This is a genomic window from Paraburkholderia sp. DHOC27 (assembly GCF_003429005.1).
Taxonomy (GTDB): domain Bacteria; phylum Pseudomonadota; class Gammaproteobacteria; order Burkholderiales; family Burkholderiaceae; genus Paraburkholderia.
In genome coordinates this window covers 205,992-225,670 of record NZ_QVQV01000006.1, presented here as the reverse complement: position 1 = coordinate 225,670, position 19,679 = coordinate 205,992, and the positions used below count along the sequence as shown (strand labels likewise).

Here is a 19,679-nt window from a genome sequence, read left to right as displayed (position 1 = left end):
CCGGCACGCCAGGAACTCCCCACATGACGCCAGGCGTTGCTACCCCGATCGCGTGCGTGCTCGGCCCCACCGCCTCGGGCAAGACCGCGGCGGCGCTGGCGTTTGCGGCGCGTCATCCGGTGGAAATCATCAGCGTCGATTCCGCGCTGGTGTATCGCGAGATGGATATCGGCACCGCCAAACCGAGCGCGGAAGAACGCGCGCAGGTGCCGCATCATTTGATCGACATCGTCGATCCCACGGATGCTTACTCCGCTGCCGAATTCCGCTCGGACACCCTGCGTCTGGTTGCAGAGATCACCGCACGCGGACGGATACCGTTGCTGGTGGGCGGCACGATGCTGTACTACAAGGCGCTCACACACGGCCTGAACGATTTGCCGGGAGCGAATGCCGAGGTTCGTGCTGCGCTCGATGCGGAGGCCTTGCGTGACGGCTGGCCAGCGTTGCATGCACGGCTTGCCGAGGTGGACCCGCTGACTGCCGCGCGCCTCGCGCCCAATGATTCGCAGCGGATCCAGCGCGCGCTCGAGATATTCATGCTGGCGGGGCAGCCGATGTCGACCCTGCTGGCCGCGCCTGCGATTAGCGACGACGCGGCGGCGGCGTGGCGTTTTGTACCCGTGGCACTGGAACCTTCGGATCGAAGCGTGCTGCATGAGCGGATTGCGCGTCGGTTCGATGCCATGCTGGCTGCGGGCTTCCTCGACGAGGTCGAGCGTTTGCGGGCGCGTGGCGACTTGCAACCGGGTTTGCCTTCGATGCGGTGCGTGGGGTATCGGCAGGCCTGGGAGTATCTCGATGGTGCGGGGGATTTCGCGACCATGCGGGATAAGGGGATTTTTGCCACGCGGCAGTTGTGCAAGCGGCAGTTGACATGGCTGAGGGGGATGCCTGAGCGGCATGTCGTGGATTGTTGTTTGGCGGATGCTGGTGAGCGGGTTGTTGAGGTTGTTGAAAGGGTTCTTGACGTTTGAGGGTTTGTTTTTGCCCTTCAGGCGGAGGGGTTGGTTTTGGCGTTTTGGCCTTTCCTTGTTTTCTTATCGGTCTATTTGCGTTGCCCCTGTGCGGGGCGGCAGTCACTTTTCTTTGCCGGCCGCAAAGAAAAGTAACCAAAAGAAAGCGGGCTCACACCGCCAGCATTTAGATAGCCACCTCTGTATTCGAAACTTAGTGGTCCGAACACAAGACCCGCCCTCGCATCTCCCCCGTTCGTGACAAAGCACTCATCCACCCCACTCCACACTTCGTGCGTCGTGGATCGGTCTGCACAGGAAACCCACCCCGCTCACAAACGTCAGCCGGACACTAACAGCGGAATGTCGAAGAGAAAACGCGCGCCCTGTCGCAGACGAAGCAGGAAGCAGGAAGCAGGAAGCAGGAAGCAGGAAGCAGGCGAGGATCGCGCAAAAACGATGCAGGGGGGACTCGTAGAATGGAAGCGAAGGGGGGTTATGCCCATCGGCGGGGCGCGGAGCGCGACGCTGGAGCGGATGACAGCCTGGTCACGAGGGGTGGGAAATGCGAGGGATGATCTCGTCTTGGACCAACGCCGGGGGAGTGGCGAGGGAGACATCTACGGGCTGGCGGTGTGAGCCCGCTTTCTTTTGCCTACTTTTCTTTGCGGCGGCAAAGAAAAGTAGGTGCCGCCCCGCACAGGGGCAACGCAAATAGACCGATAAGAAATCAAGGAAAGGCCAAAAAACAAACCAAACGGCGCAAGCCCAATGCCCAAGCCGCATGGCAAAACGACATCAAACCACTACTGTTTGAGCCTCCCCAGCCAGACTCCCCCGAATCACCCCAATCTTCCAGACCTGCTCACCGGCGGCAGCCAACAACCCGATAGCCTTATCGGCATCCTCAGCCGAAACAACCACAACCATCCCAATACCGCAATTGAACACGCGATGCATCTCAGCGTCCGCCACGCCACCGTGCTTCTGCAGCCACGAGAACAACGGCGGCAGCGGCCACGCGCGATGATCCAGCTCTGCCGTCAAACCATCCCGCAACACGCGCGGAATATTCTCGACCAGGCCGCCACCCGTGATGTGCGCCATGCCCTTCACCGGCAGTTGCTCCATCAGCGCCAGCAGCGGCTTCACGTAAATATGCGTCGGCGCCATCAGCGCGTCCGCCAGGGAACGCCCATCGAAATCCGCATTCAGATCCGGCTGCGCACGCTCGATAATCTTGCGCACCAGCGAAAAACCGTTCGAATGAATGCCGCTCGATGCAAGACCCAGCACCACGTCACCCGGGGTGATCGTGCTGCCGTCGATGATCTTGCTCTTCTCGACCGCGCCCACCGCAAAGCCGGCCAGGTCATATTCGCCGTCCGGGTACATGCCCGGCATTTCCGCCGTTTCGCCGCCGATCAACGCGCAACCCGCCAGCTCGCAACCTTGGGCGATGCCCTTCACGACCGTCGCAGCCGTGCCGACGTCCAGCTTGCCGCACGCAAAATAGTCGAGGAAGAACAGCGGCTCGGCACCCTGCACCAGGATGTCGTTGACGCTCATCGCCACCAGATCCTGGCCGACCGTGTCATGCTTGTTCAGATGAAACGCCAGCTTCAGTTTGGTGCCCACGCCGTCCGTGCCCGACACGAGCACCGGCTCGCGATACTTCTTCGGCACTTCGAAGAGCGCGCCAAAACCTCCGATGCCGCCCAGCACACCGTCACGCAAGGTCTTTTTGGCAAAGGGCTTGATCGCGTCGACAAGGGCGTCGCCCGCGTCGATGTCCACGCCGGCGTCGCGATACGACAGACCTTGGGCGTCAGGGGCGGCGGATTTCGGTTGATTCATGGGGAAGAGCGAGAAGGTCGGTAAAATGAGATTTTAACCGATGACGGCAGGTTGGCTGGACTTTCCCCCTCGCCAACCCTCTGGGAAACTCATTTTGCAGCAGAACACCTCGATTCTTACGCCCTATCAGCGCCAGGCGGCCGTGTGGATCGCCATCGCGGTGGGCATCGGCATCCTCCTGTGGCTCCTGCGTCCCGTGCTCACGCCGTTCCTGCTCGGCGCGATCCTCGCCTACATTCTCCAGCCCGGCGTGGCGTGGATGGTTCGTCACCGCGTGCCGCGCGGGCTCGCCGCGCTGGTCATGATGCTGGTGTTCACCTTCGCCCTGACCGTGCTCGTCCTGCTGGTGCTGCTGGTGATCCAGAAAGAAGGGCCGCAGCTCAAGGTGCAGGTGCCCATCCTGTTCGCGCACGTCAGCGCATGGCTGCAACCCAAGCTCGCCCTGCTGGGCCTTGCCGATTCGCTCGATTTCGCCAGCCTGCGCGACATGGTCACCGGCCAACTGGAAGGCAGCGCGCAAACCATCGCGCTGTACGCATGGACCTCGATCCGCACCAGCAGCAACGTCATGATCACCGTGATCGGCAACGTGGTCATGGTGCCGCTCGTGCTGTTCTATCTGCTGTACGACTGGAACCGCATGCTCGCGCGCGTGCAAGCGTTCATCCCGCGCCGCTGGCTCGACAAGACCTTGCAGCTCGCGCGCGACATGGACCAGATGCTTTCGCAATACCTGCGCGGTCAATTGCTCGTGATGGCCATCCTCGCGGTGTTTTACGCGGCGGCGCTCAGCATTGCGGGTTTCGAAATCGCACTGCCGGTCGGCATTTTCACCGGCGTGGCGGTGTTCATTCCGTACATCGGCTATGCCACCGGGCTTGCGCTCGCGCTGATCGCGGCGCTGCTGCAATTCGGTGACCTGTATGGCTTCGGCGCGGTCGCGATCATCTACGGCATCGGCCAGATTCTCGAGAGCTTTTTCCTGACGCCACGGCTGGTGGGCGAACGGATCGGCCTGCATCCGCTTGCCGTGATCTTTGCGTTGCTCGCGTTCGGTCAGTTGTTCGGTTTCTTCGGCGTGCTGCTGGCGCTGCCCGTCAGTGCGATTCTGTCGGTGGCGATACGTGAACTGCGGCAAGGCTATCTCTCGAGCACGCTGTACAAAAACTGAGCAAGAACCAGGCAAAAACTGACGATCCCGTTCACCCGACACGATTCAACGCGGCGCCCGACGCCGCCTTTCCGGCTTCTACTACTGTGCTTCGTCAACTGACGCTCGATCTCGGCACCCCGCCGCCTTCGACATTCGACAACTTCTTCGCCGGCGCCAACGCCGAACTGGTCACGCGCCTGCGTGGCCTCGAAGCCGAACTCGCCGCCGGGCCCGTGCCCGACCGCACTTTCTACGTCTGGGGCGCGCCCGGTAGCGGCCGCACCCATCTGTTGCAGGCGCTCGTGCATGAGGCGCAGCCCGGTCACGCGCGTTTCGCGGGGCCGCAGAGCAGCCTCGCGGCCTTCGCGTTCGACCCGCGCATCGCCCTCTATGCGGTCGACGATTGCGACCGGCTCTCCGGCGCGCAGCAGATCGCGCTGTTCAACCTGTTCAACGAAGTGCGCGCGCATCCCACCAGCGCGCTGGTCGCGGCCGGCAACGACGCGCCCATCGCGCTCGAAGTACGTGAGGACTTACGCACGCGGCTCGGCTGGGGCCTCGTGTTTCACCTGGCGCCGCTGCCCGACGATGCCAAGGCGGCGGTGCTCAAGCACGCCGCCAAAGAGCGCGGCATCGCGCTCGCGGACGACGTCCCGGCCTATCTGCTCACCCATTTCCGGCGCGACATGCCGAGCCTGATGGCCTTGCTGGACGCACTCGACCGCTTCTCGCTCGAACAGAAGCGCGCTGTCACGCTGCCGCTCCTGCGCATCATGCTGGCCTCGCCTGATGGCGCCGAAGAGCTTAGAACGGCAACGGCTTCACCCGCTTCAAGTAAAATAGTCCCCCATGACTAATCTCGCACTCTTCGACCTCGACCACACGCTCATCCCCACTGACAGCGACTACGAATGGGGCCGCTTCATGGTGAAGCATGGCATGGTCGACGCCGAAAACTTCGCGCGCGACAACGAGCACTTCTATGCCGACTACAAGGCGGGCAAGCTGGACATCCACGCCTACCTGATCGCCATGTTGACGCCGCTGTCGAAGTACTCGCGTGAACAGCTCGCTGAATTTCACCGGTTGTACATGCAGGACGTCATCACGCCCGCCATCCTGCCCGTCGCGCTGGAACTGGTGCGCGAGCACCGCGACGCGGGCGACCTGTGCTGCATGGTCACCGCCACCAACGAATTCATTACCGGGCCGATTGCCGAAGTTTTCGGCGTCGACAAGCTGATTGCCTGCGAAGCGGAAACCGTCGACGGCCAGCCGCATTCGGATTACACCGGCCGTCCCACTGGCACGCCTAGCTACAAGGAAGGCAAGATTGTCCGTACCGAGGCATGGCTCGCCTCGCTCGGCAAGACATGGTCGGATTTCGAGCGGAGCTATTTCTATAGCGATTCGCACAACGACATCCCGCTGCTCGAAAAGGTCACTGACCCGATCGCGACCAATCCGGACGACACGCTGCGCGCCCATGCGCAAGCGCACGGCTGGCGCATCCTCGAACTCTTTCAACCCACGTGATCAAAAAATTCATTCGCAAGCTGTTCGGACAGGATCCGGCACCCGCTGACGACACGCCCTCCCCCGAAACAGCAGATGAGGCCGCTCATGGCGACGCCAATCGGGCCTCCGATGCACCCGCACGCGGCTCGCGCGCAGGTTCTGCAAGCGCCGGCGCCGGCGGTGCAACGAAAGCGCGCCGCAAACCGGTCCGCGGTTCAGCAGATCAGTCCGCCGCCAAAGGCGTGCGCGACCCGGACGTGCCGGTCATCATTCCGGCTGACGTCCACGGCATCAACCCAGCGCTGATTTCGCGCAACGCCATTCGCGTGACCGAGGGTCTGCAACAGGCCGGCCACCGGGCGTTTATCGTCGGCGGCGCGGTGCGTGACCTGCTGCTTGGCATCGCGCCGAAAGACTTCGACGTCGCCACCGACGCCACGCCCGATCAGGTGCAGAAGCTGTTCCGCCGCGCACGCATCATTGGCCGGCGCTTTCAGATCGTGCACGTGCAGTTCGGTCAGGAAATCATCGAGACGTCGACGTTCCGCGCGCTGGTCGATCCGCCGCCCGCCGACGCCGCACCGCCGCGTCGCCTGAAGCGTGACGAACTCGACCGCCGCACCCATGCCGTCGATGCCAGCGGCCGCGTGCTGCGCGACAACGTCTGGGGCGAGCAGCACGAAGACGCCACGCGGCGCGACTTCACCATCAACGCCATGTACTACGATCCGGCCACCCAAACGGTGCTGGACTATCACAACGGCATGGCCGACATGCGCGCGCGCCTGCTGCGCATGATCGGCGATCCGGCCACGCGCTATCGCGAAGATCCGGTGCGCATGCTGCGCGTGGTGCGTTTCGCGGCCAAACTCGGCTTCGAGATCGAAGACGCCACGCGGGCGCCGATCAAGGAGATGGCAGACCTGATCAACAACGTGCCGGCCGCGCGTCTGTTCGACGAAATGCTCAAGCTGATGCTGTCCGGTCACGCGCTTGCGTGCCTCACGCGACTGCGTCAGGAAGGGCTGCATCACGGGCTGCTGCCGTTGCTCGACGTCGTGCTCGAACAGCCGCACGGCGAGAAATTCATCACGCTCGCGCTCACCAACACGGACAACCGCGTGCGCGCCGGCAAACCGGTTTCACCGGGCTTCCTGTTCGCCACCCTGCTGTGGCACGACGTACAGCAGCGCTGGCAGGCCTTCGAAGCGAACGGTGAATATCCGGTCCCCGCGTTGCACCGTGCCATGGACGAAGTGCTCGACATGCAGACCGAGAAACTCGCCATCCACAAGCGTTTCTCCTCCGATATGCGCGAGATCTGGGGCCTGCAGTTGCGCCTCGAAAAACGCTCAGGCCGCAGCGCGCTGAAGCTGCTGGAACACCAAAGATTTAGAGCGGGGTATGATTTCCTCCTGTTGCGCTGCGAATCGGGCGAACTCGAAGAGTCGGTCGGTGCGTGGTGGACGGAGTTCATTGAAGGAGACATCGCCGCGCGCGAGGCATTGCTCACGCAAGGCGGGAAGGACCGGAGCCCCAGGAAACGACGGCGGCGCAGCAGTGGCGCCAGAAACCGCAAGACGGGCGATGGAATGGAGGGCGGCCCGACAGCCGACCACGCAGCAAACGACGTGAGTCCCGGCGACTCACACGAAGACTGACGCGGTCAGGTAATTGGCCGTCAAACGATAGTCGCAGGAAGTTATGCCATGACGGTTGCTTATCTAGGCCTCGGCGCGAATCTCGGGGACGCGCGCCAGACCCTGAAAGACGCGGTGGTGTGTCTCGCACAACAGCACACCATCACCGTGCTCGCCAAGTCGAGCCTGTATCGCACCGCCCCGATCGACGCGGGCGGCGACGACTACTTCAACTGCGTCGTGAAGCTCGACACCACGCTACCGGTGCGGCACCTGCTGGCGCTCTGCCACAAGATCGAACTGCACTTCGGCCGCGAGCGGCCGTTTCGCAATGCGCCCCGCACGCTCGACCTCGACATCCTGCTGTATGGCGAGCAGAGCATCGACGAGCCTGATCTGATCGTGCCGCATCCACGCATGACCGAGCGCGCCTTCGCGCTGGTGCCGCTGGTGGAAATCGAGCCCACGCTGATCATTCCGCAACACGGCCGTGCCGACACGTTGCTCGCGGCAGTAGCCGGACAACGCATCGAAAAGATGAAATCGTCCTGTCAGTGCATGGCGCTCGACGCTGATGCCGGCAGCACGACTGCGGTCACTTCAGACGTCGCTAAAGACACTGGCGCTGGCGCCCTTAGCGCGCAATACACCTCTCGAGACACAAAGGGCCGCTGCTCATGAATGCCTCCCCGCTGACGGTAACGGCGCCGCAACTGCGTCCGCCGTTCCGCTACATCGCGATTGAAGGCCCCATTGGCGTTGGCAAGACCTCGCTCGCGCGGCGTCTCGCGGACCGCTGGTCCATGCAGCAGTTGTTCGAGCGTCCGCAAGACAACCCGTTTCTCGAGCGTTTCTATCGCGACACCACGCGCCACGCGCTCGCGACGCAACTGCACTTCGCGTTGCAGCGCGCGCATCAGGCGCAGGAAGTCGCCGCTGCTTACGCGGCCGGCACGCCGCTGATCGCCGACTTCATGACGGAGAAGAACGACATCTTCGCGCGGCTCACGCTGCCCGAAGACGAATGGCAGTTGTATCGCGCGCTGGCGGCCCGCATCGACGCCTCATCAAACGCTGGCAACGGCATTTCGAATTCGGGATCGGGCACGACAGGCACGATCCGAACTGCCTCGGATGGCTCCGCTGCCGCTGCGCCGTCCCCCGATTTCGTCGTGTATCTCCAGGCAAGCCCGGAAGTACTGTTTTCTCGCATCCAGAAACGCGCGCTGCCAATGGAATTGCAGATTTCCGATGCCTATCTGCACGCGCTATGCAATGCGTATAACGAGTTCTTCTACCATTACGACCGCACGCCCGTGCTGACGGTCAATGCCGAACACCTGAACCCGCTCGATTCGGACGCGGACCTTGCATTGCTCGTCGAACGCATGGAAACGATGCGCGGGCGCAAGGAATTCTTTGTCAAAGGTACGTCGCTCTGATTCCGAGCGACGGCACCGTCTTTTTCCTACGGATCATCCATGACTTATTTGCAGGAAACGAGCCGTAGCGCCGTGACCGTGCCCAAACTGCAGGCGATGCGCGACGCCGGCGAGAAGATCGCCATGCTCACCTGTTACGACGCCAGTTTTGCCGCGCTGCTGGATCGCGCGGGCGTCGACGCACTGTTGATCGGCGATTCGCTCGGCAACGTGTTGCAAGGACACACCACGACGCTGCCGGTCTCGCTTGCCGACATCGCCTATCACACGGCCTGCGTGGCGCGGGCCCGGCCGTCCGCGCTCGTCATCGCCGATCTGCCGTTCGGCACGTATGGCACGCCGGAAGCGGCGTTCGCGAGTGCCGTTGAGCTGATGCGGGCGGGCGCGCAGATGATCAAGCTCGAAGGCGGTGAGTGGCTCGCGGAGACGGTGCGCTTTCTGGTCGAACGCGCAGTGCCGGTTTGCGCGCACGTGGGTCTCACGCCGCAATCGGTGCACGCGTTTGGCGGGTTCAAGGTGCAGGGCAAGACGGAAGCCGGCGCGAGCCAGTTGCTGCGTGACTCGCTTGCCGTTCAGGACGCCGGTGCGCAATTGCTCGTGATGGAAGCGATGCCGAGCGCGCTCGCCACGGAAGTGACCCAGCAGTTGCGGATTCCGACCATTGGCATCGGCGCGGGTCTCGATTGCTCAGGACAGGTGCTGGTGCTGCACGACATGCTCGGCATTTTCCCAGGCAAGCGGCCACGCTTCGTAAAGAACTTCATGGACGGCCAGCCGAGCATCGCCGCCGCAGTCGAGGCGTATGTGCGCGCGGTGAAAGACGGCTCGTTCCCTGGCGCGGAACATTCGTTTTAACGGGACTGTGCAAGCGGCGGTGCGTGAAAAAGCCGGTTGCCACGAAACTTCACAACTGGCCTGAACCGCGCTTTGAGACCCGTCTGATTCCTGCTTCAAACCCGGTCATCTACCTTCGTCTACCTGTTGATGCGGCACCCCGCCGCGAACCGAAGAGAGATGACCATGAGTCCCATTTGCCTGATCAACGTCGCGGGTATCCGCGACCACGCCACCCCGTCGCACGAAACGCGCAAAACCCCGTGGTATGCGCGCCTCACCAGCTGGACGGCGCACGCGCTGCGTCGGCGTGGCAGCTAGATTCGACTTCCCGGCAGCGGTGTCCGTCCAAGACTTGCTTCAGCCTGCGACCCGCGCCGGCACCGCACCTCGTAGCGCGTTACAGACCATCAGCGCCTCGGCGCTCAACACATCATCACGCGTAAGAGTGCGCTCCTCGGCACCCAGGCTCTCGTCCTCCAGCAGCACACTGCGCATCACACCGGGCAGCACGCCTGAAGACAAAGGCGGCGTCCACCAGCGCCCCGCCAGTTTCACGAAGACATTCGAACGACCACCCTCGGTCAACTCACCCCGCTCGTTGAAGAACAAGGTATCGAAAGCGCCTAGGGCTTCCGCACTGCGCCAGCCGCGATCATATTCTGCGCGGCGTGTGGTCTTGTGCTGCAGTAGCGCGTCGCCTGCTTCGGTGACGGCAAAGCCGTGATCCGGCGCGAGCAGCACGCCCACCACCGGCTCGCTCAGCGGTGCGAGCACGGCGGCCGTGATCTGAATCGCGCCGTTCTTGCCGAGCGCCAGCCTCACTCGATGCGCCACACCTTCTGGTAGTAACGCGCACTGCGCCGCGAGTTGAGCACGTATGCCGGCTTCGTCGAACCGGAAGCCCAGCCACGCAGCGCTCGCCGCCAGCCTTGCGAGGTGACGCTCGAGATGGCGAATGCCGTGCTCGCTCGTTGCATACATCGTTTCGAAAAGCTCGAAGCCGGGATCAGCCTCGGTGAGAAAACGTGCTTTCAATTGGCACTCCGCATATTCATCAGCGGCAACGCTGTCGAGGACGATGCCGGCGCCAACGCCCATCCGTCCGTGACGCATACCCGCGCCGTCGGACAGCGGCGCGTCGAGGGTCAAGGTGCGGATCGCGACGGACAGGCAGAAGTCGCCGCAGTGGCTGGCTGCGTCGTTTGACTCGCTCGATGCGCCTGCGTGAGCCTGCTGCGCGTCCAGCCAGCCAATCGCGCCTGTGTACAGACCGCGTGGCGTGCTTTCGAGCGCGTCGATCAACTGCATCGTGCGATGCTTCGGCGCGCCGGTGATCGAGCCGCACGGGAACAATGCGCGCAGTATGTCGGCGAACGAAGTTTGCGGCCGCAAGCGTGCCTCGACGGTGGAGGTCATCTGCCAGACGGACGCATACGGTTCGACCGAGAACAGCGCCGGCACGTTGACAGACCCCGTCTCGGCTACACGCGACAGATCGTTACGCAGCAGATCCACGATCATCACGTTCTCGGCGCGATTCTTTGGATCGTTGGCCAGAAACTGCGCGGCGGCCCGGTCGGCCGCGGGATCTCCCGGCGAGCGCGGCGCGGTGCCTTTCATCGGACGCGCCCGTAAGGCCCTGCCAGATTTCTCGACGAACAATTCCGGCGAGCAGGACACGACCCAGCGGTCCTGCGGCAGCGCGATCAGCGCGCCGTATCGCACAGCCTGGCGCGCGCGCAGTCGCCGGTACAGCGCAACTGGAGGCCCAAACGCGTCGAAGTCGAGCCGGTAGGTGTAGTTGATCTGATAAGAGTCACCAGCGCGCAACGCCTCGTGAACCGCGCTGATTGCCGCGTCGAACTCAGCAGCATTCACGCTGGCGCGCAAAGCCGCCGTGCCGGCCACGAACGCCTGCGCGGAGCCGCCATCACGTTGCGCGAGCCACGCATCCGTCTCATCACGCGAAAGCTTCGCGCATTGCTCGAACAATAAAAAACGCAGCGTGGCATCGCCGCGCTGCGTTTCAGTTTGCGTGTTACTTCGCGTAGAACCTTTGACCTGCCAGTCCTTCAAAACGATCTGACGGCCGAATTCATAATCGGCCAGCACCACGGCATGCATGCCCTGGCGCAGATCGGCGGCAGCCGCCTCGCACGTCGCGTCGAGTTGCGCAGCATCCACGCAGACCCGTTCGTGCACGAAGCCCGTATAAAGACGACTGGAGCGATGCGCCGCCGTTGCATCGCAATCGTCCAGCAATGCGAACACGGCGCTGCGATCATCTGCCATCTTGCTGCCGCCTACCTCAAGCTGCCATTAATCGAAGAAGCTTTTCACCCGGTCAAACCAGCTTTTGCTTTGCGGACTATGCCGCGCGCCGCCCTCGACCAGCGACTTCTCGAACTGTTGCAACAGATCGCGCTGCGGATCAGTGAGCTTGACCGGCGTTTCGACTTGCACGTGCACGTACAGATCGCCCGCAATGCTCGAACGCAGCCCCTTGATGCCCTTGCCACGCAGACGGAAAGTCTTGCCCGACTGGGTGCCTTCGGGCACCGTGAAGCTTGCGCGGCCCGCCAGCGTCGGCACTTCGATCTCGCCGCCCAGCGCTGCCGTGGTGAACGGAATGGGCATCTGGCAATGCAGATCGTCGCCGTCACGCTCGAACACCGAGTGCTGCTTGATATGAATCTCGACGTACAGGTCGCCCGACGGACCACCGTTGATGCCCGGCTCGCCGTTGCCAGCCGAACGGATCCGCATGCCGTCGTCGATACCGGCCGGAATCTTCACTTCGAGGGTCTTGGTTTCCTTCACTTTGCCCGCGCCGTGGCAATGGCCGCACGGCTCAGGAATGTGACTGCCGGTGCCGTGGCACTTCGGGCAGGTTTGCTGGATGCTGAAAAAGCCCTGCGACATGCGCACCGAACCCGAGCCGTTACAGGTCGGGCAGGTTTCCGGTTTGGTGCCGGGCTTGGCGCCCGAGCCATGACAGATTTCGCACGACACCCAGCTGGGGACGCGAATCTGCGTGTCATAGCCATGTGCCGCCTGTTCCAGCGTGATTTCCATACTGTAGCGCAGGTCGGCGCCGCGATACACCTGCGGACCGGCACGGCCGCCGCCACGCGCTGCACCGCCTGCTGCCTGGCCAAAGATGTCGCCAAAAATATCGCCGAATGCATCGGCAAAGCCACCGAAGCCTTGCGCGCCCGCGCCGCCCATATTCGGATCGACGCCCGCATGGCCGTACTGATCGTACGCCGCACGCTTCTGCGAGTCTGAGAGCATCTCGTAGGCTTCCTTCACCTCTTTGAAATGCTCTTCCGCATCCTTGTTGCCCGGATTGCGGTCAGGGTGATGCTTCATCGCCAGCTTGCGATAAGCCTTCTTGATTTCGTCGTCGCTCGAGTTCTTTGCGACGCCCAGAACCTCGTAGTAATCCCGTTTCGCCATATCGGTTCAACGCCCTCCGCGCAGCAAGGCACGGCGGCTCCTCTTGAATGCTGGAGTCTCGCGACTCGTCCGGCCGTTACCCGTCCGTCATTTGCACGGTTCGAGCAACGCCCTCCATAAAACAAATGTGCCCGGAGAGCCCAAACAGGCTCACCAGGCGCGATAACCGCTTAGCAGGCGCAGATTCCCAGGTACGGGAACCGACCATTTTTCAGCCGGGCCGCACACGTTCCCGTGTGCGGCTTTACGGTCAAATTGCGACCTGGCTTTAGTCCTTCTTCACTTCCTTGAACTCGGCGTCGACAACGTCGTCTTCCGGCTGGCTTGCACCACCGGCCGACGGACCGGCACCGGCAGCACCCGCACCTGCCGCTGCACCTGCCGCGCCTTGCGCTGCCTGCATGTCGGCGTACATCTTTTCGCCGAGCTTCTGCGAGGCCGTTGCGACCACTTCGATCTTGGCTTCGATCGCGGCCTTGTCGCTCGAACCGCTCTTCAGCGTCTCTTCGAGGTCCTTCAGCGCGGCTTCGATCTTTTCCTTCTCAGCCGCTTCCAGCTTGTCGCCGTACTCGGTGAGCGCCTTCTTCGTGCTGTGGACCAGCGCGTCGCCCTGATTGCGGGCATCGGCCAGCTCACGCAGCTTGTGATCTTCTTCGGCGTTGGCTTCGGCGTCCTTCACCATCTTTTCGATCTCGGCTTCCGAAAGACCCGAGTTCGCCTTGATGACGATGCGGTTTTCCTTGCCGGTTGCCTTGTCTTTCGCGCCGACGTGCAGAATGCCGTTCGCGTCGATGTCGAAGCTCACTTCGATCTGCGGCACGCCGCGCGGTGCGGGCGGAATGCCTTCCAGGTTGAATTCGCCCAGCAGCTTGTTGCCGGCTGCCATTTCGCGCTCACCCTGGAACACCTTGATCGTCACGGCGCCCTGGTTGTCGTCGGCCGTCGAGTAGACCTGTGCGTGCTTGGTCGGGATCGTGGTGTTCTTGTTGATCATCTTCGTCATCACGCCGCCGAGCGTTTCGATGCCGAGCGACAGCGGAGTCACGTCGAGCAGCAGCACGTCCTTGCGGTCGCCGGACAGCACCTGGCCTTGAATCGCGGCGCCCACGGCCACTGCTTCATCCGGGTTCACGTCACGACGCGGATCCTTGCCGAAGAATTCCTTGACCTTCTCCTGCACCTTCGGCATGCGCGTCTGGCCGCCGACGAGAATCACGTCGTCGATATCGCCAACCTTCACGCCCGCGTCCTTGATCGCCACGCGGCACGGCTCGATGGTGCGTTCGATCAGGTCTTCCACCAGCGCTTCCAGCTTGGCGCGCGTGATTTTCAGGTTCAAGTGCTTCGGACCCGACGCGTCTGCCGTGATGTACGGCAGGTTGATTTCGGTCTGCTGGCTCGACGACAGTTCGATCTTGGCCTTTTCAGCCGATTCCTTCAGGCGTTGCAGCGCGAGCACGTCCTTCGACAGGTCGACGCCTTGTTCCTTCTTGAACTCAGCGATGATGTAGTCGATGATGCGCTGGTCGAAGTCTTCCCCGCCGAGGAACGTATCGCCGTTCGTGGAGAGCACTTCGAACTGCATTTCGCCGTCAACGTCGGCGATTTCGATGATCGACACGTCGAACGTGCCGCCACCCAGGTCGAACACGGCGATCTTGCGGTCGCCCTTTTCTGCCTTGTCGAGGCCGAACGCGAGCGCAGCAGCGGTCGGTTCGTTGATGATGCGCTTGACTTCCAGACCCGCAATGCGGCCTGCGTCCTTGGTTGCCTGACGCTGGCTGTCGTTGAAGTACGCGGGAACCGTGATCACAGCTTCGGTGACCGGCTCGCCGAGGTAGTCTTCAGCGGTCTTCTTCATCTTGCGCAGCACTTCAGCCGAAACCTGTGAAGGCGCGAGCTTCTCGCCATGCGCCTCGACCCATGCGTCGCCGTTATCGTGCTTGACGATCTTGTAAGGCATCAGATTGATGTCTTTCTGCACTTCCTTTTCATCGAAGCGGCGACCGATCAGGCGCTTGACTGCGTACAACGTGTTCTTCGGGTTGGTGACGGACTGACGCTTGGCCGGCGCACCGACCAGCACTTCGTTGTCGTCCATGTACGCGATGATCGACGGTGTGGTGCGCGCACCTTCCGAGTTCTCGATCACTTTGACCGAATTGCCTTCCATGATCGCCACGCACGAGTTTGTCGTGCCGAGGTCGATGCCGATGATTTTGCCCATTTTTAATAATCTCCTGACTTTGATCGCTGCGGGGAGTGCCTTGCGCCGTCTGACAGCGAGCACCCCGCCCCTGAATTCATACCTGCACTCAACATAAGTGCGCCCGCATCGTTTTCAAGACCTTGAACCCTATGCGGTCTTTAATTTTTTTCAATCGCCTGCGGCTTTGGGATTGACCGCGGGATGAGTTGCGCCACCCTGGCCAATCTTGTCCCGCGCGGCCGCCACCGCTGCCTGGAATTGCGCCAGACCGTGCCAGCCGGTGGCCCGGCCCAGCCGCTTGCCGCGATGAAAAAAGAACCACGTCGGCACGCCATGCAAGCTGAAGCGGCGTCCCAGCTCCCGGTGCTCGTAGACGTTGCTGTGAAACCATCTGAGCCCGAGCGCGTGAATGGACTCGGGCTGCGCCAGCATCGCCTTCTTTGCCACTTCACAGTTGAAGCAGTCGAGCCCCCAGAAAAACACCACCGCCAGCTCGTCGGCCGCCGCGGCCAAACTGGCGTCGAACGATTCGCCGGTTAGCTCCTGCATGCCGAACGTCGCGAAGGCCGTGGCGTCGACAGGAATAGTGGCCATGACAACAATGACTAAAGGCGGCGGATGCGGGCGACTTGCGCTTACTTCGGCTGGGCAACCGTTACCAGCGCCGGACGCAAGACGCGGTCAGCGATGACAAAGCCCTTTTGCAACACGGAAACCACCGTGTTCGGCTCCTGATCGGCCGGCACCATCGAGATGGCCTGGTGACGATGCGGATCGAACTTCTCGCCGGCGGCGGGATTGATTGCCACCACCCGGCCTTTTTCGAGCGCGCCGCTCAGTTGACGCAACGTCAGCTCGACGCCTTCGCGGACTTTCTGCAGGTCGTCAGTGGAATGCGCCATCGCAGCTTCGAGGCTATCCACCACCGGCAGCAGATGCTCGGCGAAACTCTCGATAGCGAACTTGTGAGCCTTGGAGACGTCTTCCTGCGCACGCCGGCGCACGTTTTCGGTCTCGGCCTTGGCGCGCAGGAAGCTTTCCTGCAACTCGGCGATCTTGCCTTGCGCCTCAGCCAGCGCGGCTTCGGCCGTGCCCGGCGCTGCTTCAGCCGGGTTGGCGTCCTGCTGGGGCGTAGCGGCCTCGGCGGCCTGGCGCGCGGCTTCGTCGGCGGGCGTGGGATTCTGGCTCGTCGGATTCTCTTGCGTGTTTTCCATGTCGCTGAAAGTCGATAAAAAGTGAAAGCCAAGGGCAGCGATGCCGTGTCTCTGTGGACCATTTCGCGCGTTGCATAAACACCACACAAGCGCCGTACGGCTGCCACCCATCGTGAACGGAGATGAGGGCCGAAACGACCATTTCAAGCCATCCTCGGGAACTTTTCAAACCGCTCGCGCGCGGCGGAAATTCCCGGTTACAACCATTACTCTGACTTCATCAGAATGAGATTGAGCGGCGTAGCGGACTGACCTAAACTTCATCCATCCGCTGGAAAAGGCATGTTTACCCTAAATTCCGCGTAAACCATACCCTTCTAACCGTACTACATACGTTCGTCCTGTGTCTTTCGGGGGAGTACCGTGAAACTGACCTTCGCTATATCCGTGGTCGCCTTGGTGCTCATCGCGGGAACCACCACAATCTGTATGTCCGGTGCTGTCAATGACAGCACCACGGAATATGGCGGCGTCCATGCCACCATGGAACAGCTGTTCAATCCCCACCTGAAAGTTTGTCGATAATGCGCCGGTCGCGTTTGGTCGGACGCCCATGCAACGCGGCAGCCGGCTCGCGATACGTCTTGCGCCGCTCCTGCTCTACCTGCCGCTTCACCTTGCTCTCGTCGGTCTCCGCGTAAAGCGTCTGCGCCACACTGGCCGGACCGCGCACTTCACAGATTCCCAGCACTTCCACCTGCCAGACGACCCGTTCGATCTCCACGTCGACGAGGTCGCCCACGCGCACGTCCTTGGCCGGCTTGACCGTGGCGCCGCCAATCCGCACATGTCCCTTTTCGACCGCATCGGCCGCCAGCGAACGCGTCTTGAAGAAGCGCGCCGCCCAAAGCCATTTATCGATGCGCAACCGCGCGCCAGGTTCAGTGGAAATCTTGTAGTTCATCAGTCAGTCTGGCGCCCTTTGGCGCGTTGAAACGAAACGGTACCGCCTTCGGCCACTCATCTGCTCACAATCAAGCCACCGCAGCACCCTGCGCGTGCGGCGCCTGCACCGGCCAGCCCTGCAGGTTCTGCGCGACGATCTCGCCGAGCGCCGCGATCCACGCCTGTGAAGCGTTCAGACAGGGAATGCGGTGAAATTCCTTGCCGCCCGCGTGCATGAACTCGTCGCGCACCTCCATGCCGATCTCTTCGATCGTCTCGAGGCAGTCGGCGGTAAAGCCCGGGCAGAACACGTCAGCGCGCCGCACACCGGCCGCGCCCAGTTCCTTGAGCGTCGGTGCCGTATACGGCTGGAGCCACTCGGCCTTGCCAAAGCGCGACTGGAAGGTAACGCGGCACTCCACCGGAGTGAGTTGCAGCGCCTGCATGAGCAGCGCCCCGGTTTGCTGACACTGATCATGATACGGATCGCCCAGATCGAGCGTGCGCTTGGGCACACCGTGGAAGCTCAGGATCAGCTTGTCGCCCGCCGCAAAATCCGGACGCCCGTGCGCATGCCAATACTGATGCACCTGCGCGGCGAGCGCTGCAATGTACGCGGGGTGATCGGCGTATTGGCGAATCGTGCGGATCTCGGGCTGATTGCGCATACGCTTGAGCGCCGAAAAAGCGTCATCGAACGCGGTGGCGGTGGTGGACGACGAGTATTGCGGATACATGGGTACCAGCAGCACCCGTTCCGCCCCTGCCAGCTTCAACTGATTCAGCATGGCGGGAATGCCGGGCATGCCATAGCGCATCGCGTAGTCGACCAGCACCGTGTAATCGTTCAGTTGCAGCAGATGCCGCAGCGCCTCGACCTGCTTCTCCGTGTAGACACGCAGCGGCGAACCTTCCGGCGTCCAGACCGCCGCGTACTTCTTGGCCGACGAGCGCCCACGCAGCGGCAGGATCAATAGCCGCAAAATGATCTGCCATAGCACTGCCGGAATCTCCACCACGCGCGGGTCGGACAGAAACTGCGCGAGGTAGCGCCGCACGGCGCCCGGCGTAGGGGCGTCGGGCGTGCCCAGATTGATCAGCAGCACCGCAACGCGATGCGAGGTGGCAGGTTGCGAGGGTCGCTCGAGGTCGAAACGCATAGGCAACAGGGGCTCCGCCGCAAGCGGGATCGGTTAGGTGGAATTCATTATAGCGGCGCGGTCCGGCGCTCCCACCCTGGCCATTCGGCAGATTGGCAAGCCGCGCGCCGTCACGCATCATTTGCGGCGTGAAGTACGGAATCGCAAGAGGAGCCGCTGATAGAAGGTAGCGGGTGGTTTAGCCGCTGCGGCCTGCCCTTGACGCGCCTAACGCGTGGCCCACCGCCTAACCGCCTACTGCTGGCTAAGCGTGAGCGAGAGCAGGCGCGCGGTGATGTCGACGATCGGGATCACACGGTTATAGGCCATCCGCGTCGGTCCGATAACACCGAGCGTGCCGACGATCTTGCCGTTCACCTCATACGGCGCGGTGACGACGCTCATTTCTTCGATCGGCACGAGGTTGGACTCGCCGCCAATGAAAATCTGCACGCCCTGCGCGTGACTCGATACGTCGAGCAACTGAAGGAGGCTGGTCTTTTGGTCGAACACATCAAACAATTTGCGCAACCGCGCCATGTCGGAAGACAGGTCGGCCACTTCCAGCAGATTGCGCTCGCCGGAAATCAGCACGGTCTCGCCAGCGTCGGCCTCGTCGGTGCTGGCCGTGACGGCGGCGTGCATCAGCGTGGTCATGTCGCCACGCAAGGCGTCGATCTCTTCGCGCAGGCGGCGGCGCACTTCGTCGAACGAAAGGCCGGCAAAGTGCGCGTTGATGTAATTGGACGCTTCTACCAGTTGCGACGGCGAGAAATCCCGCTGCGTTGCCATGATGCGGTTCTGCACGTCACCTTCAGGCGTGACGATGATCAGCAGAATGCGCTTGTCGGACAGGCGCATGAACTCGATCTGCTTGAACACGTGACTGCGCCGCGGTGTCAGTACGACACCGGCGAACTGCGACAGGCTGGACAGTACGCTCGCTGCCGCCGCCACGATTTTCTGCGGCTCACCGGCTTGCAGCGTGGTCTTGACGGTACGGGTGACGGCCTCTTCGTCGGCGGCGGACTCCACCGTCAGCATGGTGTCGACGAACAAACGGTAGCCACGCGGCGTGGGAATGCGTCCTGCGGAGGTATGCGGACTGATCACCAGGCCCAGTTCCTCGAGATCGGACATCACGTTGCGGATCGTCGCCGGGCTCAACTCGAGCCCCGAGTAGCGGGACAACGTGCGCGAGCCGACCGGCTGACCTTCGGCGATATAGCGCTCGATCAGCGTTTTGAGGAGGGTTTGTGCGCGAGGATCTAGCATGACGGAAAATTTTAGCTTAATGGTGATGCAACCGCGAGCGCTAACAAATAGTGCGGCGCCGGCTCTGCACGTCGGCGGACGGCGCGGCAACTCAC

General features: G+C 62.5%; 18 protein-coding genes. 9 read left to right on the top strand and 9 right to left on the bottom strand.

All coding sequences use genetic code 11. The features are described 5' to 3' along the window. Positions 1 to 23: 23 nt before the first annotated feature. The gene (gene miaA, locus D0B32_RS19690) at positions 24 to 977 is read left to right on the top strand and encodes a tRNA (adenosine(37)-N6)-dimethylallyltransferase MiaA (protein WP_117335965.1); all 954 of its coding nucleotides are present in this window, start codon (positions 24 to 26) and stop codon (positions 975 to 977) included. A gap of 777 nt (positions 978 to 1,754) precedes the next feature. Here the strand turns inward: miaA and purM are convergent. Then, positions 1,755 to 2,813: a phosphoribosylformylglycinamidine cyclo-ligase gene (gene purM / locus D0B32_RS19680; RefSeq protein WP_117335963.1), complete on the bottom strand. Its 1,059-nt coding sequence runs from the start codon at positions 2,811 to 2,813 to the stop codon at positions 1,755 to 1,757. A 94-nt stretch (positions 2,814 to 2,907) separates the two neighbouring features. Here purM and D0B32_RS19675 point away from each other — a divergent pair, with 94 nt between their 5' ends. The 8 genes from D0B32_RS19675 (at position 2,908) to D0B32_RS32975 (ending at position 9,721) form a co-directional block, all read left to right on the top strand. Beyond that, positions 2,908 to 3,984, top strand: coding sequence for an AI-2E family transporter (locus tag D0B32_RS19675; protein WP_117335962.1), 1,077 nt, complete (start codon positions 2,908 to 2,910; stop codon positions 3,982 to 3,984). An 86-nt stretch (positions 3,985 to 4,070) separates the two neighbouring features. Further along, the gene (gene hda, locus D0B32_RS19670; protein WP_117335961.1) at positions 4,071 to 4,823 is read left to right on the top strand and encodes a DnaA regulatory inactivator Hda; all 753 of its coding nucleotides are present in this window, start codon (positions 4,071 to 4,073) and stop codon (positions 4,821 to 4,823) included. Further along, the gene (locus D0B32_RS19665; protein WP_117335960.1) at positions 4,816 to 5,502 is read left to right on the top strand and encodes an HAD family phosphatase; all 687 of its coding nucleotides are present in this window, start codon (positions 4,816 to 4,818) and stop codon (positions 5,500 to 5,502) included. The genes hda and D0B32_RS19665 overlap by 8 nt, the downstream gene beginning before the upstream one ends. Next, entirely contained in the window at positions 5,499 to 7,145 is a 1,647-nt protein-coding gene (gene pcnB, locus D0B32_RS19660; RefSeq protein WP_117335959.1) for a polynucleotide adenylyltransferase PcnB, read from the top strand. The genes D0B32_RS19665 and pcnB overlap by 4 nt, the downstream gene beginning before the upstream one ends. A gap of 48 nt (positions 7,146 to 7,193) precedes the next feature. Then, positions 7,194 to 7,805, top strand: coding sequence for a 2-amino-4-hydroxy-6-hydroxymethyldihydropteridine diphosphokinase (gene folK / locus D0B32_RS19655; protein WP_259295059.1), 612 nt, complete (start codon positions 7,194 to 7,196; stop codon positions 7,803 to 7,805). Next, positions 7,802 to 8,566, top strand: a complete 765-nt coding sequence (locus tag D0B32_RS19650; RefSeq protein WP_117335958.1) for a deoxynucleoside kinase — start codon at positions 7,802 to 7,804, stop codon at positions 8,564 to 8,566. The genes folK and D0B32_RS19650 overlap by 4 nt, the downstream gene beginning before the upstream one ends. 39 nt (positions 8,567 to 8,605) lie before the next feature. Next, complete coding sequence (panB, locus tag D0B32_RS19645; protein ID WP_117335957.1) at positions 8,606 to 9,421, top strand: 3-methyl-2-oxobutanoate hydroxymethyltransferase; 816 nt, start codon at positions 8,606 to 8,608, stop codon at positions 9,419 to 9,421. Positions 9,422 to 9,586: 165 nt separating this feature from the next. Then, on the top strand, positions 9,587 to 9,721 hold the full coding sequence (locus tag D0B32_RS32975) for a hypothetical protein (protein ID WP_259295058.1): 135 nt from the start codon (positions 9,587 to 9,589) through the stop codon (positions 9,719 to 9,721). A gap of 39 nt (positions 9,722 to 9,760) precedes the next feature. Here the strand turns inward: D0B32_RS32975 and pabB are convergent, their stop codons facing one another. The 8 genes from pabB to hrcA all read right to left on the bottom strand — a co-directional run bounded on the left by pabB (position 9,761) and on the right by hrcA (position 19,584). Further along, entirely contained in the window at positions 9,761 to 11,695 is a 1,935-nt protein-coding gene (pabB, locus tag D0B32_RS19640) for an aminodeoxychorismate synthase component I (protein WP_117335956.1), read from the bottom strand. Positions 11,696 to 11,722: 27 nt separating this feature from the next. Beyond that, the gene (dnaJ, locus tag D0B32_RS19635; RefSeq protein ID WP_117335955.1) at positions 11,723 to 12,862 is read right to left on the bottom strand and encodes a molecular chaperone DnaJ; all 1,140 of its coding nucleotides are present in this window, start codon (positions 12,860 to 12,862) and stop codon (positions 11,723 to 11,725) included. Positions 12,863 to 13,130: 268 nt separating this feature from the next. Beyond that, positions 13,131 to 15,089, bottom strand: coding sequence for a molecular chaperone DnaK (gene dnaK / locus D0B32_RS19630; RefSeq protein ID WP_117335954.1), 1,959 nt, complete (start codon positions 15,087 to 15,089; stop codon positions 13,131 to 13,133). Positions 15,090 to 15,239: 150 nt separating this feature from the next. Next, a complete protein-coding gene (locus D0B32_RS19625) occupies positions 15,240 to 15,665 on the bottom strand; it encodes a co-chaperone YbbN (protein WP_117335953.1) in 426 nt (141 codons plus the stop codon). A gap of 41 nt (positions 15,666 to 15,706) precedes the next feature. Next, the gene (gene grpE / locus D0B32_RS19620; protein WP_117335952.1) at positions 15,707 to 16,285 is read right to left on the bottom strand and encodes a nucleotide exchange factor GrpE; all 579 of its coding nucleotides are present in this window, start codon (positions 16,283 to 16,285) and stop codon (positions 15,707 to 15,709) included. Positions 16,286 to 16,781: 496 nt separating this feature from the next. Continuing rightward, positions 16,782 to 17,189 carry an RNA-binding S4 domain-containing protein gene (locus D0B32_RS19615; protein WP_117335951.1) on the bottom strand — a complete coding sequence of 136 codons (408 nt, stop codon included), beginning with the start codon at positions 17,187 to 17,189 and terminating at the stop codon, positions 16,782 to 16,784. A 70-nt stretch (positions 17,190 to 17,259) separates the two neighbouring features. Next, a complete protein-coding gene (hemH, locus tag D0B32_RS19610) occupies positions 17,260 to 18,330 on the bottom strand; it encodes a ferrochelatase (RefSeq protein WP_117335950.1) in 1,071 nt (356 codons plus the stop codon). Positions 18,331 to 18,564: 234 nt separating this feature from the next. After that, positions 18,565 to 19,584: a heat-inducible transcriptional repressor HrcA gene (hrcA, locus tag D0B32_RS19605; protein WP_117335949.1), complete on the bottom strand. Its 1,020-nt coding sequence runs from the start codon at positions 19,582 to 19,584 to the stop codon at positions 18,565 to 18,567. Positions 19,585 to 19,679: the final 95 nt, after the last annotated feature.

Excerpts from the sequence above, each read along its gene's own strand:
- miaA (WP_117335965.1), top strand. The coding sequence starts at position 24 with ATGACGCCAGGCGTTGCTACCCCGATCGCGTGCGTGCTCGGCCCCACC.
- purM (WP_117335963.1), bottom strand. The coding sequence starts at position 2,813 with ATGAATCAACCGAAATCCGCCGCCCCTGACGCCCAAGGTCTGTCGTAT.
- D0B32_RS19665 (WP_117335960.1), top strand. The coding sequence starts at position 4,816 with ATGACTAATCTCGCACTCTTCGACCTCGACCACACGCTCATCCCCACT.
- folK (WP_259295059.1), top strand. The coding sequence starts at position 7,194 with ATGACGGTTGCTTATCTAGGCCTCGGCGCGAATCTCGGGGACGCGCGC.
- D0B32_RS19650 (WP_117335958.1), top strand. The coding sequence starts at position 7,802 with ATGAATGCCTCCCCGCTGACGGTAACGGCGCCGCAACTGCGTCCGCCG.
- panB (WP_117335957.1), top strand. The coding sequence starts at position 8,606 with ATGACTTATTTGCAGGAAACGAGCCGTAGCGCCGTGACCGTGCCCAAA.
- D0B32_RS32975 (WP_259295058.1), top strand. The coding sequence starts at position 9,587 with ATGAGTCCCATTTGCCTGATCAACGTCGCGGGTATCCGCGACCACGCC.
- pabB (WP_117335956.1), bottom strand. The coding sequence starts at position 11,695 with ATGGCAGATGATCGCAGCGCCGTGTTCGCATTGCTGGACGATTGCGAT.
- dnaJ (WP_117335955.1), bottom strand. The coding sequence starts at position 12,862 with ATGGCGAAACGGGATTACTACGAGGTTCTGGGCGTCGCAAAGAACTCG.
- dnaK (WP_117335954.1), bottom strand. The coding sequence starts at position 15,089 with ATGGGCAAAATCATCGGCATCGACCTCGGCACGACAAACTCGTGCGTG.
- D0B32_RS19625 (WP_117335953.1), bottom strand. The coding sequence starts at position 15,665 with ATGGCCACTATTCCTGTCGACGCCACGGCCTTCGCGACGTTCGGCATG.
- grpE (WP_117335952.1), bottom strand. The coding sequence starts at position 16,285 with ATGGAAAACACGCAAGAGAATCCGACGAGCCAGAATCCCACGCCCGCC.
- D0B32_RS19615 (WP_117335951.1), bottom strand. The coding sequence starts at position 17,189 with ATGAACTACAAGATTTCCACTGAACCTGGCGCGCGGTTGCGCATCGAT.
- hemH (WP_117335950.1), bottom strand. The coding sequence starts at position 18,330 with ATGCGTTTCGACCTCGAGCGACCCTCGCAACCTGCCACCTCGCATCGC.
- hrcA (WP_117335949.1), bottom strand. The coding sequence starts at position 19,584 with ATGCTAGATCCTCGCGCACAAACCCTCCTCAAAACGCTGATCGAGCGC.